11 protein-coding genes are annotated in these 14,249 nt (G+C 56.6%); 6 read left to right on the top strand and 5 right to left on the bottom strand.

Features of this window, described 5'->3' with window-relative positions; all coding sequences use genetic code 11:
* Window positions 1-125 precede the first annotated feature (125 nt).
* Window positions 126-1,325, top strand: a complete 1,200-nt coding sequence (locus VGR81_11845; GenBank protein ID HEV2289636.1) for a PDZ domain-containing protein — start codon at window positions 126-128, stop codon at window positions 1,323-1,325.
* A gap of 154 nt (window positions 1,326-1,479) precedes the next feature.
* On the opposite strand, the gene VGR81_11840 is transcribed toward VGR81_11845, so the two are convergent.
* Window positions 1,480-3,924: an AAA family ATPase gene (locus VGR81_11840; protein HEV2289635.1), complete on the bottom strand. Its 2,445-nt coding sequence runs from the start codon at window positions 3,922-3,924 to the stop codon at window positions 1,480-1,482.
* 68 nt (window positions 3,925-3,992) lie between these two features.
* Entirely contained in the window at window positions 3,993-5,051 is a 1,059-nt protein-coding gene (locus tag VGR81_11835; GenBank protein HEV2289634.1) for an AI-2E family transporter, read from the bottom strand.
* A 210-nt stretch (window positions 5,052-5,261) separates the two neighbouring features.
* Between VGR81_11835 and VGR81_11830 the strand changes: the two genes are divergently transcribed.
* The 5 genes from VGR81_11830 to VGR81_11810 all read left to right on the top strand — a co-directional run bounded on the left by VGR81_11830 (window position 5,262) and on the right by VGR81_11810 (window position 10,570).
* A complete protein-coding gene (locus VGR81_11830) occupies window positions 5,262-5,663 on the top strand; it encodes a DUF6632 domain-containing protein (GenBank protein ID HEV2289633.1) in 402 nt (133 codons plus the stop codon).
* Between the two features lie 51 nt (window positions 5,664-5,714).
* A complete protein-coding gene (locus VGR81_11825) occupies window positions 5,715-5,903 on the top strand; it encodes a hypothetical protein (GenBank protein HEV2289632.1) in 189 nt (62 codons plus the stop codon).
* Window positions 5,904-6,018: 115 nt separating this feature from the next.
* The gene (locus VGR81_11820; protein HEV2289631.1) at window positions 6,019-7,464 is read left to right on the top strand and encodes a peptidase dimerization domain-containing protein; all 1,446 of its coding nucleotides are present in this window, start codon (window positions 6,019-6,021) and stop codon (window positions 7,462-7,464) included.
* Between the two features lie 102 nt (window positions 7,465-7,566).
* Window positions 7,567-7,896 (top strand): PadR family transcriptional regulator, encoded by a 330-nt coding sequence (locus VGR81_11815; GenBank protein HEV2289630.1) that lies wholly within the window; start codon window positions 7,567-7,569, stop codon window positions 7,894-7,896.
* Between the two features lie 10 nt (window positions 7,897-7,906).
* A complete protein-coding gene (locus tag VGR81_11810; GenBank protein HEV2289629.1) occupies window positions 7,907-10,570 on the top strand; it encodes an ABC transporter permease in 2,664 nt (887 codons plus the stop codon).
* Between the two features lie 33 nt (window positions 10,571-10,603).
* Here VGR81_11810 and VGR81_11805 read toward each other — a convergent pair whose 3' ends face one another.
* From VGR81_11805 to VGR81_11795, 3 genes are all read right to left on the bottom strand, one after another.
* The gene (locus VGR81_11805; protein ID HEV2289628.1) at window positions 10,604-11,497 is read right to left on the bottom strand and encodes a type II CAAX endopeptidase family protein; all 894 of its coding nucleotides are present in this window, start codon (window positions 11,495-11,497) and stop codon (window positions 10,604-10,606) included.
* 36 nt (window positions 11,498-11,533) lie between these two features.
* Complete coding sequence (locus VGR81_11800) at window positions 11,534-11,914, bottom strand: hypothetical protein (GenBank protein ID HEV2289627.1); 381 nt, start codon at window positions 11,912-11,914, stop codon at window positions 11,534-11,536.
* Between the two features lie 83 nt (window positions 11,915-11,997).
* Window positions 11,998-13,206, bottom strand: coding sequence for an alanine--glyoxylate aminotransferase family protein (locus VGR81_11795; protein HEV2289626.1), 1,209 nt, complete (start codon window positions 13,204-13,206; stop codon window positions 11,998-12,000).
* Between the last annotated feature and the right edge of the window lie 1,043 nt (window positions 13,207-14,249).

Below are 14,249 nucleotides of genomic sequence, written 5' to 3'. Positions count from 1 at the left end.
CGGCTCTGCGTGTGCGCTTGCTGAGGGAAACTTTCGTTTTGCGATCGTTGAGACATACTCCTGCAAACATCGCCTTGCGTCTGAGTTGTTTGCTGCTCTTATTCTTCGCTCTTTTGTCGGGTGGGTTGGCGCGCGCAAACTTCGCACATCGAGAGAAGAATCAATCTCCGTCATCGCCGCAGCAATCAAACGCCGCCGTCCAGTTTGCGCTGGGCGGCAATGTTGCCCAAGTTCCTGTCGAAATCTCTGATGACCTCGTCTTCCTCCCCGTCGGCATCAATGGCGGCCGGCCCTCCTGGTTCTTGCTGGATACTTCACGCGCCACTTCCTCTATAGACGACATTCGCGCCGCGGCGCTCGGCCTCCATGTGCCTGGCTCCGGAGACCCTGCCGGAAAATTCATCTCAAATGCCACACTCGATTTTCCGGGCCTCAGAATCACCATTCCTTCGCTGGCTCTCGAGTCCTTCGGCGATCTTTCCTCGCGAATCGGTCACGCGGTTGATGGCGTTCTCGGCGCCGACGCCGTCGGCCAGCTCGTCGTTGCCATCAGTTACGACCGCCAGTCGGTTCGCTTTTACGATCCCAAGTCGTTCCAATACTTCGCGTCTGCCGTGAAATTGCCGCTGCAGCTTCTTGGTGGCGTCCCAGTCATCGAAGCCAAAGTCTCCGTACCCCATCGGGGAAGTTTTCATGGCCTCTTCTCGATTGCTACAGGACAGACAGAAGCCATCCAATTCGCGCCGCATTTCGCGTCGTCGCATGACCTGCGAGGTTCCACCGAGCGCACAATCCCTTTTTTCCCTGACACCACATCCTCGGATTCCGATTCGGCCGGGCGCCTCGGTCGCTTGCGCGAAATTCAGTTTGGAAAGATCACCCTCTCGGACCCAATCGCGGCCTTCCCCGGCAAATCGGCCTCCTCGGATACGCATATTCCTTCCGATTTCGCTGGCTCGCTCGGCGGCAAAATTCTCAATCGCTTCAATATTTACATCGACTATCCCGCGCATCTCCTCTATCTCGAGCCCAACAAGCATTTCCCCGATCGCTTCGTCGAGGACATGAGCGGCCTTGTGCTTGTCGCGATCCCTCCCGCTTTCCACGCCTTTGAAGTCGCTCAGGTGATTCCCAAGTCTCCTGCGGAAGACGCTGGCATGGCTGCGGGGGACATGATTGAAAAAATCGATGGCAATCCCACATCCGAAGGCACTCTCGACGACATTCGCGCCCTCCTGTGTCAGGGCGCCGTCCAGCATGTTTTTACCGTGCGCCGCAATGGCAAGCTCATCACCTTCACGTTCACACTGAAGCCGCTGCTCTAGCCTTCGCGAGTCCAGCCTTGACCTTTGCTAATTCCACACATGAAGTGAATCGCCCAAAAACCGCTGGTGACAGTTCTCGTTTGGAAAGTGTCTTAACCGCATCGACGGGGTAAGAGATTAACTCTGCGGCAGGACATGGGAAATCGCGGCTTTGCTATTCGAATTCGCTGAGGGTTTTGGCCATTTCGCGCAGCCGCGCGTCGGCCAGCGCAAAAACACTTCCTTCTTCGAACTTTCCGTTTGCATTTTGCTTGCCCGCTTTCGTGCCCGTAAGAATTTCGATTCCTTCTTCAATCCGCGCAACAGGATAAATATGGAATTTGCCGGCCGCGACCGCATGAACCACGTCTTCGCGCAACATCAAATCATCCACATTCTCAATCGGAATCAGGACGCCTTGCTTTCCGGTCATCCCTTTCACGCGGCATACATCATAAAATCCTTCGATCTTCTCATTCACTCCGCCAATCGGCTGGATATCGCCCTGTTGATTGACGGAACCCGTCACAGCCAAATCCTGCCGGATCGGTACGCCAGCGAGTGCAGAAACCAGCGCATAGATCTCCGTCGAACTCGCGCTGTCTCCGTCCACTCCGGAATAGGATTGCTCGAAACACACGCTGGCCGCCAGCGACAGCGGCTTGTCCTGCGCAAACGTTCGCCGCAGGTAGCCCGAGATAATATGCATGCCTTTGTCGTGGAACCGCCCGCTCAAATTCGATTCCCGCTCGATATTGATAATCCCCGCTTTGCCCAGCGCCGCCGACGCCGTGATCCGCACCGGTTTACCGAAGGCATATCCTCCCAGCTCAAGCACGCTCAGCCCGTTCACTTGCCCGGCGCGTTCGCCTTCCACATCAATGAGCAGCATTCCCTTCTCAATCATCTCCTGAATTTTCGTTTCGACCAGATTGTGCCGCTGAATCTTGGCTTCCAGCGCCTCGCGCACATGCGCGGCGGTAGCCAGCGTCGCGCCCGTTTGCCGCGCGGCGTAACTCGACTCGCGCGCCACATCTGCAATGTCGAAGAATCTTGCCGTCACTTTCCCGCGTCGTCCCGCTTGGCGCACGCCGTGTTCCATCAGTACGGCTATGGCTTCGCGGTCAAACGGCAGCAGCTTCTCGTCATCGCAGAGCTTGCGCAGCCGTCCGCAGTAATGCTCGACCACTCCCGGCCCCCACTTCATTTCCTCATCGAACTCTACGCGCACTTTGAAAATTTTCTTGAAGTCATCCTCGAAGTTGTAAAGCAGCTCGTACATCTCGCGGTCGCCGATCAAAATGATCTTCACGCGCACTTCGATCGGTTCCGGCTTCATCGCCGGAGTGCTGAACGGAAAGAACATGTCCACCGGCTGAATTTCGAGTTTGCTGTGATTCAGTGTGCGTTTCAGCGTTCGCCACACGCCCGGCTCTGTCAGCGTATCCAGCGCGTACATGATCAGAAAGCCGCCGTCGGCGCGCAGCAGCGAACCTCCCCGCAAATCCATGAAGTCTGAGCTCCATCCGCCACGCGCATCGTAGCTGCGGTGAATCGTGCCGAACAGGTTTGCGTATGTCGGGATCGTTTCGAAAATCACCGGATAACTTTCCTGCTCTCCGTGCGAAAGAATCACGTTCACGCCGTAGACGCGAAAAGGATCGCGTTCTGCCCTTTCTGCCCGTGGGCTTCCTCCGCCTTCCGACGGCGGCTGTTCGTCTTCGCCTTCGCGCTCCTTGAAGGGATCCAGATTGTCCAGGATATGGTGCCGTACTTCTTCGAGATACTCTGCGATGTGCCCGTTCGGATATTTCTCTTTCAACTCCTCGATGACTCCATCCACCAACACGGATGCTGCTTCCTGTTCAAGGTAACTCATCTCGCTTGCCAGCTCGCGCGAGAGCGAAAGCGTTTTCCGGTAGACAACCGTGAATTCCTGCCGGAACTGGTCATACTTCCGTTCGAGGTCTTCCGCCGCCGTCGTCTCGATCTTTCCTTCTTGCACGAGCTTCGGAACTTCCTCGATAGGCACCATCTGCCCTTCGAGGACCGGGAAAATCTCCGGCAGCGCCACTGCTCCGACTTGCATGCGCCCCAGTGCGAATTGCTCTCGCGCGATTCGCCGCGTGAAGTCGTCCATCAATTCTTTTTCTCGCTGCGTATAGCGGTCCACGATGCGCGATTTCTGCCTTTGGAACGGCTCGCCTTCGAATACTTGCGGAATTCTTCGCCGCAGGAATTCAATTCCAGACTCCATTTCCTTCCGGAACGAATTTGCTTGCCCCGGCGGCAGCGTCAGCAGGCGTGGGCGGTCCGCATTCTTGAAATTGTTCACGTAACAGCGGTCCAGCGATGCCTGCGTCTTCGGGCCGATACTCTCGATCATGCGCACAATCATTCCGCCGCGGCTTGTGCCCGTCAGCCCGCAAACGAACGCGTTATATCCTTGGGCGGTCATCTCCACGCCCATGCGCAGTGCGCGAAGCGCCCGTTCCTGCCCGATTTCCCCGCCGATCGACGGCGCTTCTGCCGAAGTAGCGTACGGCACGGTCTTCGGGTCGCACGTCCACCGCAATTGCTCTGGCCTGAGCTCTGGCAGCGAACTTTTCTTTGGAGTCATTTCTTTTCCCGACATTTCAAGCGGCGCTTACTCTAACACGCCTCTGGCCTGTGTCCCACCAGAGCTCGTCAAGCTGTTCCTTCACCGATGTTGGGCTTCCTGTGCGCATAAAGTTCCAGCACGCTCGCCGCAGTCGCCACCACGATCGGCCCCAGCACAATCCCCAGCATTCCAAATACGGCGATTCCGCCAAGAACGCTGATGAACACCAGCAGCCCGCTCAATTGCGCTCGTCCGCTGATCAGCCAAGGCCGTATGACGTTGTCCGCCACGCCCACCACCGCTGCCAGCATCGCCGCAAGGAAAATCGCCTTTCCCCAATGCCCTGTCACGATCAGATCGATCATCGCCGGTATCCAGATCACCAGGTCGCCGACAACCGGCAGCAGCGAAAGAAATGCCATCGCCACGCCCCAAAAGACGGGCGCCGAAATTCCCACAATCGCAAACCCCGCTCCGCCTCCCAGGCCATGCAGCACAGCGGCGAGCAAAGTCGAAGTCACGCTGGCAAAGATCAAATCCCGCGATTTGCCAAGCATCTCCTCGCGCGACCCGCGCTCAAACGGCAGCAGTTGCCGGACGCGCTCCATCAGCTCTTCGTTGTCGCGGAAGAGATAAAACATCGCCAGGAGCGTCACCGCGAGATCAAACAGGAAAATCGCGACGTTCTTCAGTATTGCGCCGACCTGAGAGGCCAGAAATTCGGCCACGGCCTCGATCGCGCGGTGCAGCATCTGCGAAAGGCTTTCTGGCGTCTGGCCAGGAGCATGTTGCGCCAGCCAGATCCATGCTCGATTCACCTTCTCGAATCCGCCGTTATTGATCTCCTGCTGCACAGCCCCTGCCGCTTGCAGCCCTTGGTGAATGAATGCCATGGCGACACCAATTGCCGGCAGAATGAGCAGCAAAGTGACGAGCACCGTACACGCCGCGGCCGCTCGCGTTTTCCCCCATCGTCTCTTTAGCAGCCGGTTCAGCGGGTCAAACACCACGACAAGCACAGCAGCCCAGCACAGCGGCGCGAGAAACGGCTGAAACACCAAATAAACGAAATACGCCACCAGCGCAATGAAACCATAAAAAAGCGCCGCTCCGAGCCGCTTGTGCAATATCGTCTCTGTTGCCAATTTCTCGCGCCTCGATTCGCTGTCCGCAATGATAAGCGAACAGCATCCATAGTTTCCTTTTCTAACTTTGTCAACTGCCGGATGCGGGCCATGGGCCGTGATTTCGCAATACAAATTGTCGCAAATTGCTTTTCTTTATGCTTTAATCCGCGCCAATCGGGCCTCCCTTTACGAAATAGAAAGATGGAACACTACGAAGGAGGGTTTTTCATGAACGAAAATACCAGCGTCAAGGCTCTTCGCATCGCGCTTGTTCTCGTGGGGATCATCTTCATTGTGGGCATCTATCCTTTGACGATTGTCTGGCCGGCGGGATGGGCCTGGCACTTGAGCGGTCGCTCGATGTACCTGGAGATGATTCTGGGCGTTTACGCTACGCTCGGCGTGTTTCTCCTTTCCGCCGCAAGACAGCCGTTCCGCAACTTGAGTCTCATCTGGTTCACCGTTTGGTCCAGCATCGTGCACGGCGGCATCATGGCCGTTCAGGCATTTCAATTCCCTGAGCATCGCGGGCATTTGTACGGCGACGTTCCGGCCCTGATCGTGGTCGCGTTCGTGCTCGCCATTCTAACTGCGCAGGCAACGAAAGCCACACCGCAGGCGGCGCATTAGCTTCGCGAGACGATAGCCGTCGAGATGTTATAATCAACGCGGTTCTAGCTGATGGCCGCTGATTCCAAGACGCCCGCGATGCACTGCCTGCACTCTAGGACGATTCTCATCGCCAAGGATGAGCACGAGGAGTACTTCGAATGCCTCGACTGCGGCGAGATTTTCGACCCTGCCGAGCAGCAGTCGCCATCCGAAGCGGGTATGAGCGCGAATTTTGACGAATCCCTGTCTGACGCGTGAACCGATTTTCTCCGCCCATCATTGCGCGGATCACCCCCGAAAACTCTAGCGTCCGCATCACGATTGTGGAATATTACGCCGCGAATCGCGGCAGAGGTGCGTTCAGGAGGCGCTAATGGATCGGACGATGCGCAAGTTGATTTCCTGCGGAATGTTTTTGCTGTTGTTCGCCGGCATTTGCACCGCTCAAGAAACGGATACGGAGCGCCACGCCGCCCCCGGTGTCATCAAGCAAATTCAAGAGCTTGAGCGCTCGCTGAATATCCCTTCGATGGTCGCGCAACTCACGGCGTCCGACAAAAATCGTGATGAGGTCATCTCCCGCGTTCAACAACTCATGAACACCGAACTCCTTCCCATGGCCGATTGGATCACGCGCCATCCCGAAATCGGTTTCACGGAAACGCAGGCCGTCGCCAAACTCACGTCCTATCTCCGTGCGCACGATTTCGATGTCACCATCGGCGTGGCTGGCCTGCCTACGGCATTTGTCGCTACGTATAAGCACGGCACAGCCGGCCCGAACCTGGGCGTCATTCTCGAATATGACGCACTGCGCGGGACTCAGGGTCCATTTCACGGCGACCAGCACAGTGCGCAAGGCCCTGTCGGCATGGCGGCGGCCGTCGCGATTTCGGAATTCCTGACCCGCACGCACACGCCCGGAACCGTCACCGTTTACGGAACTCCCGGCGAAGAAATGATGCCTCCTGACGCCAAGACCGTCATGTGGGATGCCGGCGTCTTCAAAGGCGCGGACATTATCGTGCGCAGCCATTCGCTGATGGTAACCACGCGTCCCGCCGCCGGATTCGGTACGTGCTGCATGAACATCGATGGCGTCAAATACACGTTCTCCGGTGCTCCCGCGCACGAGTTGACTGCCTGGGACGGGCGAAACGCGCTCGAAGCGGTCATCAAGCTCTTCGATAATATCGACGCGATTCGTGCCAGCATGCGCCCCGAAGCGCGCATCGAGGGAACCATTATTGAAGGCGGCGCCGCTCCGAACGTCGTGCCGGACAAGACAGTCGCAGACTTTTACATCCGCTATCCGGATTCGGTTTATCTCGACCAGATCACCGAAATGGTCAACAACGCCGCGCGCGCCGCCGCTCTCGCCACCGGCACGAAAGTTAAGATCGATCACTATGGCTCGCAGCGCGATGGCATTTCTGTCTCCACACTCGCAGAATTGGACTTCGCCTATATAAAGCAGTTCGGCGCTACGGGCATCATTCCCGAACCGGGCAAACCGGAAGGCTACGAAGAGACCGGCAGCGTCTCGAGTCAAATCCCGGGAATCGAAGTCACAGCGAAGTCCTCAAATTTTTCCAATCACACTTACGGAATGCTCGCCGACGCCACCACCGAAGTCGGCCATTCCGGCTTTATGATCGACGCGGAAACCGAAGCTGCCATCCTCTATGATTTCGCCACGCGTCCGGAGCTGCGCAGCGCCGTAAAAACCGAGTTCACTCGCATTCAGCAGCTTTTCGCGGAATACCAAAAGGATTTGCAGAAGGCATATCCGCAGCCCACGGTTCCTGAGCCGAAGTAGAGCGCTTTCGCCCGGCTCGTTTGCCGCTTGACATTTTCCGGCTCACCAATCTACCATTCCATAGTCTAACTATGCATCGCCAATCTATGTCAGGAGCGCCTCATGCATCGCGATGAAATTCCCCCCGGCACTCTCTATCTCATGATCTTGAAAACGCTCGCCCGCCGCCGCGAGCTGCACGGCTACGAAATCGCCAAAACCATCCAGCAAAATTCCGAAGACGTCCTGCAGGTCGAGGAAGGCTCGCTCTATCCCGCGCTCCAGCGCATGCTTGTCAAAGGCTGGGTGAAGGCGTCCTGGGGCGCGACGGCGGAAAATCGCCGTGCGCGCTTTTACCGATTGACGCCGCTCGGTCGCAAGCAACTCGAGATCGAGCAATCGCAATTTGAACGCGTCGTGAACGCCATCACCCGCGTGATTCAGACCGCGTGAGAGAAACGAAATGAACTGGTTCGCTCAATTCTCCCGTCGGCTCTCGATGCTTCTCCGGCGCGCGCAGTTCGATCGCGAACTCGACGAAGAAATGCGCCTGCACATCGAACTCCGCGAAAAAGAACACGCCGAGACCGGGCTTCCGCCAGAGGAGGCGCACATGACCGCGAAAAAACATTTTGGAAATCTCCTCGCTCTACGCGAAGTGAGTCATGATTCCTGGGGCTGGTCCTGGCTCGAGCATTTGTCGCAAGACGTGCGCTTCGCTTTTCGCATGTTTGCGAAGAATCCCGGCTTTACCGCTATCGCCATCCTCACGCTCGCTCTCGGCATCGGCGCCAACACCGCAATTTTTTCGGTGGTTTATGGCGTGCTCCTCCGGCCTCTGCCTTACCAGAACCCGCCCCGCTTGATCGTGCTTCACGAGACGACGCCAAGGGTCGGAAACGTCAGCGTCTCGTATCCAAATTTCCTCGATTGGCGTGCGCAGAGCCATATGTTCTCACAGATGGCTGCGGTTTATAGCGTTGGATTCGATCTCTCGGGCGTCGCGCAGCCGGAAAGCATCAGCGGTGAAGCCGTCTCACCGAATTTTCTTTCCATGCTCGGCGTGCACCCGATTCTTGGCCGTGATTTCGATCCCTCGGAAGAAAAATCTGGAACCGCGCCGGTCGTGCTGCTGAGTTATCAGCTCTGGCAATCGCATCTTGGCGGGGACCGCAACGCTGTCGGCCGCACCATTTCGCTCGATGGCCGCAGTTTCACGATCATTGGCGTCTTGCCGCCGGATTTCTTCTCTGTCGATAAAACGGACGTTATGGAACCGATCGGCGTCTGGATCACCGGCCATTCTGAAGCAGCCGCCGAGCGTGGCGATCGTGGCGACATGGTCGTGATGGGGAGACTCGCGCCAAACGCGACTTTCGAGCAGGCGCGCGCCGAGATGGAAGGAGTCGCGGCGCGCCTGGCTAGGGAATATCCCGCGGCGAACGACCAGTGCAGCGTCGCGCTCATGTCCATCCGCGACGCGTTCGTGAGCGATGCGCGGCCGGCAATCCTTGTCCTCTTCGCTGCTGTGATGTTTGTTCTTTTGATCGCTTGCGCAAACGTCGCGAATCTATTCTTGGTTCGCGGCGCTGCTCGCACCAAGGAAATTGCCCTGCGCATCGCATTCGGTGCCGGCCGTGGTCGCATCATTCGTCAAATGTTGACGGAAAGTTTTGTTCTCGCCTGTCTCGGTGGCATTTTGGGGCTGGCTCTCGCGTTTGCCGGCATTCAAGGGATCGCGAAGTTGATTCCCATGGATATGCTTTCCGGCGCATCCGTAAGTTTGAACGGCGCGGTGCTCTTCTTTGCGGCGGGAGTCGTCGTGCTCGCCGCATTTATTTTCGGTCTCGCGCCTGCGCTGCATTCGACAAAACCGGATATTCAAACGGAATTGAAAGAAGGTGGACGAACGGCGACCGTAGGGGCAAGCCAAAATCGCCTGCGCGGCATTCTCGCCATTGCCGAAATTTCTCTCGCGCTGATTCTCCTCGTCGGCGCGGGCTTGATGATGAAAAGTTTGTACAACCTGATGAACGTAAATCCGGGCTTTCGGCCCGACCGCGTTCTGACAATGGAAATGGATTTGCGGACACAGCAATATGCGAAAGATCCCGCGGTCCTGAATTTCTGGCAGCAAGTTCTCGATCGCGTGCGCGCTCTGCCGGGCGTCGAGAGCGCCGCCGTGGGAACAGTCGTTCCGCTTACGGACAATCACAACCGCGCTGACATCACCATCGAGGGAATGCCCGTGCTCAAGCCGGGAAGCTATCCGCACCCCGACTACCACGACGTCAGCTCCGATTATCTCCGCACGCTCGGAATCCCTCTTCTTCGCGGCCGCACGTTCACGGATGCGGACAACGAAAATGCGGCCCTCGTCGGAATGATCAATCAAAAACTCGCACGCGAATATTTTCCGAACGAAGATCCCATCGGGAAAAGATTTATGTCCGGCCACCTCGATCCCATGGGGAAGAATCCGCCGAAATGGATCACCATTGTCGGCGAGGTTGGCGACACAAAACTTTACGGACTCGCGAATCCCGCGCGTCTCGAAGTGTATCTGCCGTATCGGCAAGAAGCGAATAACGACATGAACCTGCTGGTGAAATCGTCCGTCGATCCCGCCGCGCTGATGAAATCGATTCGTGCAGCGATTGCCTCGATTGACAAAGATCAGCCCATCTTCGCGATTTCGACCATGAATCAACTCGTTAGCGATTCCGTCTCGACGCGAAGAATTACACTCGTGCTTCTCGGCCTTTTCAGTGCGCTCGCGCTGATTCTTGCGGCCATCGGAATTTACGGAGTGATTTCCTATTCCGTCGCGCAGCGCACGCACGAAATTGGAATTCGCATCGCGCTCGGTGCGCAGCGCAGCGATGTCTTGCGAATGGTGCTGAAACAAGGAATAAAAATCGCGCTCGTCGGAGTCGCAATCGGATTCGCTGTGTCAATCGGTCTGACGCGATTGATGGCAAGCTTGCTTTTTTCCGCGAGCGCGGACGACCCTGCAACGTTTGCGGGCGCCGCGATTCTCCTGGCGCTCGTCGCGCTGTTCGCGTGCTACATTCCGGCGCGCCGCGCACTTCGCGTGGATCCGATGATCGCGCTGCGGTACGAATGATTCTGAGTTGTGGTGAGAATTAAATTCTTCAGGCTAAATCTGAAGCGGCGCATTCTTTCGAAAACGCCACCAAACAAAAAACCATACGAGCGCCATCACAGGGAACATCAGAAAACTTGCTTCGGTGCCAAGCGCGCCGCCGGTCAGCCATGCGGGTCCGTTGAATTGAACGTTCAGCAGCCGCCCAGCGGGAATATCCGCGCCATTCGGCGTGCCAATGACAAAGAGTTGCATGTAGTCGAAAGCGGCGTGAAAACCCACAGCAAACCACAACGTGCCTGTGCGCAACATGCTGTAGCTCAGCAGCAGACTGAATGAGATCAGTTGGATTACGTCCCAGATGTTTTCACCGGTTTTGAAGAAATAATGTTCACCGGCAAAAATGAGCGCGATCACTGTGGCGGAAGGCCAGAAGCCGATGCTCTTCCACAGCGTCTGCTGCAGATAAGATCGAAACATGAATTCTTCCGCGATGCCTACACAGATTTCTGCAATGAGCCATGCGAACGCAGAAAGCAGCAATGCTGTGCCGCTGAGGGCCAGCCCTTTGATCTGCATTCCGCCAAACAAAATCATTCCCAGCGCGATCGCCCCGGGCACAATCATTCCGAGAATGAATCCTTCCAGAGTTTCCCGCCTCAGTGCGCGAGAGATAGAAAGCCCATAACTATCGACGCGGCGGCGCTCATAGAGCGCGAATGCGCCGGTCACAAGAAATGCCGCGATGAATACCGCCGCCTCAAGCAAGACGTCGCCAGCGGCAGATATTCCAGAACTGATGTGCAGCCAATCTGCAATGGCGGTGTATGGCCGGTCCCAAAGTATGGCTAAAATCCAGCGCACGGCGACGTAGTAGATTGCGGCGCGCCAGATCGCGCGAAGTTTCCCATCGGGCGCGATGAAAGTCCGTCGAATCAGTTTCGGCATGGGATGAGGAATTTACGCAGACGCAAATGTGCGCGGCTAACGGATGCCGAGCTTTTCGATGATGCGCGTCACTTCTGCGGCTGGGACGTCGTAAAGTTCGTGCTCGTCTTCCTGCTCGAGGCGCTCGCGCAAATATTCTGCGGCGATGAAGCTTGCTTCGCGATCGGTGAGATTGCGTTTGCAGCGAGCCATAAAATCGACAAAGGCTAGATGGGCGAGGCCCAGCACGACGCCTTTGCCATCCACATAAAATTTGCAGTCGATGGTATCGGAATGGCGCGTGGCGATGCCGTTCCAGGTGTGCGAAAAGCGCACGCGGTAAACGACATCTGTCATTTTCGAGGCGACTTCGAATGGCCGGACGAAATCGCTCATCATGCCGCGATTGGGAATGCGCGTTACGGTTCCCGTGGTCATCTTTCGTTTGCCCTCGTTCCCTTTTCTCTTTCTTTTTCCTGCAACTAGCGCCGCAAAATTCGCGGCGCCGAAAATAATCCAAACTACTTGTGCGTGGCGACGGCGGCGTGCGCTTCCGCGTAGCTGCGAACCGCGGCGCCAACACCTGCGCCGGCCGGCAAATGGAAATTCTGATCCAGCAAACACTTTTCGAGCGCGGCGAGAAAAAGAAGAACATTATTTTTCTGGCAACCGTGGCCCATCAGACCAACGCGCCAGAGCTTGCCCTTGATCGGACCAAAGCCGCCGCCGATTTCGATGTTGAACTCGTCGAGCAACTGATTGCGCAGCCTGGCGTCTTCGACTCTCTGCGGAACTTTGATTCCAGTGACCGTGACCTGACGATCCTTCGGATTTTCAACGAACATCTCGAGCCCCATGGCTTCGAGGCCAGCGACCAGCGCATCGCGATTTTCGGCATGCCGCGCCCAGCGCGCTTCGAGTCCTTCTTCGAGAACGATGCGCAACGCTTCGCGCATGGCGAAAACGAGAGAGATGGGAGCGGTATGGTGATAGGTGCGCTCCTTACCCCAATAATTCATGGTGGTGGTCAAATCGAAATACCAGCTTTGCACCGGCGTCTTGCGCGCGCGAAGAACATCCTCGCCGCGCGGGCTGACGGTGATAGGCGCCATTCCCGGAGGTGCGCTCAAAGCCTTCTGCGAGCCGCTGAAGCAGATGTCGATTTTCGTCTTGTCAACGTTGATGGGCATCCCGGCAAGAGTGGAAACGGTGTCGACGACGAGGAGCGCGCCGAGTTCATCGGCGACTTTGCGCACGTTATCGAGATCGGTGACAACGCTGGTGGAACTTTCACCGTGCGTGACGCCGACGATTTTGATTTTCTTTCCCTTGCCTGCGCGGCGGACATCATCGGGATCGCAAGGCTTGCCGTATGGCGCTTCGACGCGGATGATTTTCGCGGGAGTGCGCTCCGCGATGATGGCCATTCGTTCGCTGAAAACGCCATTGACGCAGATGATGGCTTCATCGCCCGCTTCGAGCGGGTTGAGGACGGCGGCTTCGATGCCGCCCGAACCAGAGGCTGATATGGGGAACGTGAGACGATTTTGCGTTTGAAAAACCTGACGAAGCTGGACCTGGAGATCGCCCATCATTTCGAGGAACCATGGATCGAGATGGCCGACGATCGGAGTGGACATGGCGCGATAGACGCGCGGGTCAATCTGCGAAGGGCCGGGAGTCAGCATCAGGCGATTCGGAGGAAGCAGCTCACCAATCGGCGAATTCATTGTTTGTCCTCACTGCGCTTGCTTGCCTGTGAATGATTGCGTCTGTGGCCGGGAGCCGCGTGGTTGCATTGGCAGGCAGGCGCTTCAAAATTGACTCGGTACCCGGCCGCAAAGCGATAGTTTCTCGAATTTGGGTATCCCGGGTCAACATCCAAAATGGTCTGCGGGGCGTTTGCGCGGAGATCGAGATCGGCAAGTGGAGAGGCCACAAGAAATTGCGGAGGCCGAAAAACGGGCGCGGGGAAAGCGGCCGATGGAAAAGAACCGTGTGCACATCGATTCGAGCGAGATGCGAGTGTCCGAGAACGGACAGAGACACGAAGAAAATGGCGAAAAAACTCGATTAGAAATGAGTCCGACTGTTTGTTTTGTGTGAGTTGCCTCGAGTTCTTATTTCCCATAGAAACTCGATTAGTTAAAGGCAGTGACCAGTGACGAGTGGCAAGTGGCGAGCAAGCGAAAGACGAAGCGTTTGCGCGCAAAGCGGCGCAAAGAGGAAGGGATGAGAATCTGTCCCGATTAGAAAAAGGCAAGTGATTGGTTTTGCGAGTGGTTAGCGCAAAGTCACTGAGCTTTGCTGTCCCGATTAGAAATTTGCGCTGATCCGAGGTCAACGGGCCGCTGCGGGCAAGCCTGAGGGGGCGGGCGACTTCCCGAATCGGGAAAAATGGCGGACGGAGGCGAGTGTCCGAAATCGCAAAGTTTTTTAAAAAACCGAAAGAATCAGCGATTAGAACGGCCTCCCGTTGTTTGTTTTGTGTCAGTTGCATCGAGTTCTAATTATTCATATCTCTAGCGATTAGAAATCACAAAAACGAACAAAAAGCGAAACTCCTTCGCCTCCAATCCGGCTAATGCGCTTCATGGAGCCCCTTCGCTAGAGTGCGGCTACGGCGCTTCAAGAAAACAAAAAGGCCACGTCGCCGTGGCCTGGCATACTTCCAGCGCTATCGTTCGCAGCCTGACTTTCCCAGGCCGCTAGATACTGTGTACCATAGAGTTAACTAGTTGTCAAGCGAAAATTTAGGATGTAGCAGACTGGG

It is taken from the genome of Candidatus Acidiferrales bacterium (assembly GCA_035934015.1).
Classification (GTDB): domain Bacteria; phylum Acidobacteriota; class Terriglobia; order Acidiferrales; family UBA7541; genus DAHUXN01.
Note: the sequence above shows the minus strand (reverse complement) of the source record. Positions and strands in the feature narration are given on the sequence as shown.

Coding starts and splice junctions, on each gene's coding strand:
- VGR81_11840 (HEV2289635.1), bottom strand. CDS start 3,924: ATGACTCCAAAGAAAAGTTCGCTGCCAGAGCTCAGGCCAGAGCAATTG.
- VGR81_11830 (HEV2289633.1), top strand. CDS start 5,262: ATGAACGAAAATACCAGCGTCAAGGCTCTTCGCATCGCGCTTGTTCTC.
- VGR81_11825 (HEV2289632.1), top strand. CDS start 5,715: ATGGCCGCTGATTCCAAGACGCCCGCGATGCACTGCCTGCACTCTAGG.
- VGR81_11820 (HEV2289631.1), top strand. CDS start 6,019: ATGGATCGGACGATGCGCAAGTTGATTTCCTGCGGAATGTTTTTGCTG.
- VGR81_11815 (HEV2289630.1), top strand. CDS start 7,567: ATGCATCGCGATGAAATTCCCCCCGGCACTCTCTATCTCATGATCTTG.
- VGR81_11810 (HEV2289629.1), top strand. CDS start 7,907: ATGAACTGGTTCGCTCAATTCTCCCGTCGGCTCTCGATGCTTCTCCGG.
- VGR81_11805 (HEV2289628.1), bottom strand. CDS start 11,497: ATGCCGAAACTGATTCGACGGACTTTCATCGCGCCCGATGGGAAACTT.
- VGR81_11800 (HEV2289627.1), bottom strand. CDS start 11,914: ATGACCACGGGAACCGTAACGCGCATTCCCAATCGCGGCATGATGAGC.
- VGR81_11795 (HEV2289626.1), bottom strand. CDS start 13,206: ATGAATTCGCCGATTGGTGAGCTGCTTCCTCCGAATCGCCTGATGCTG.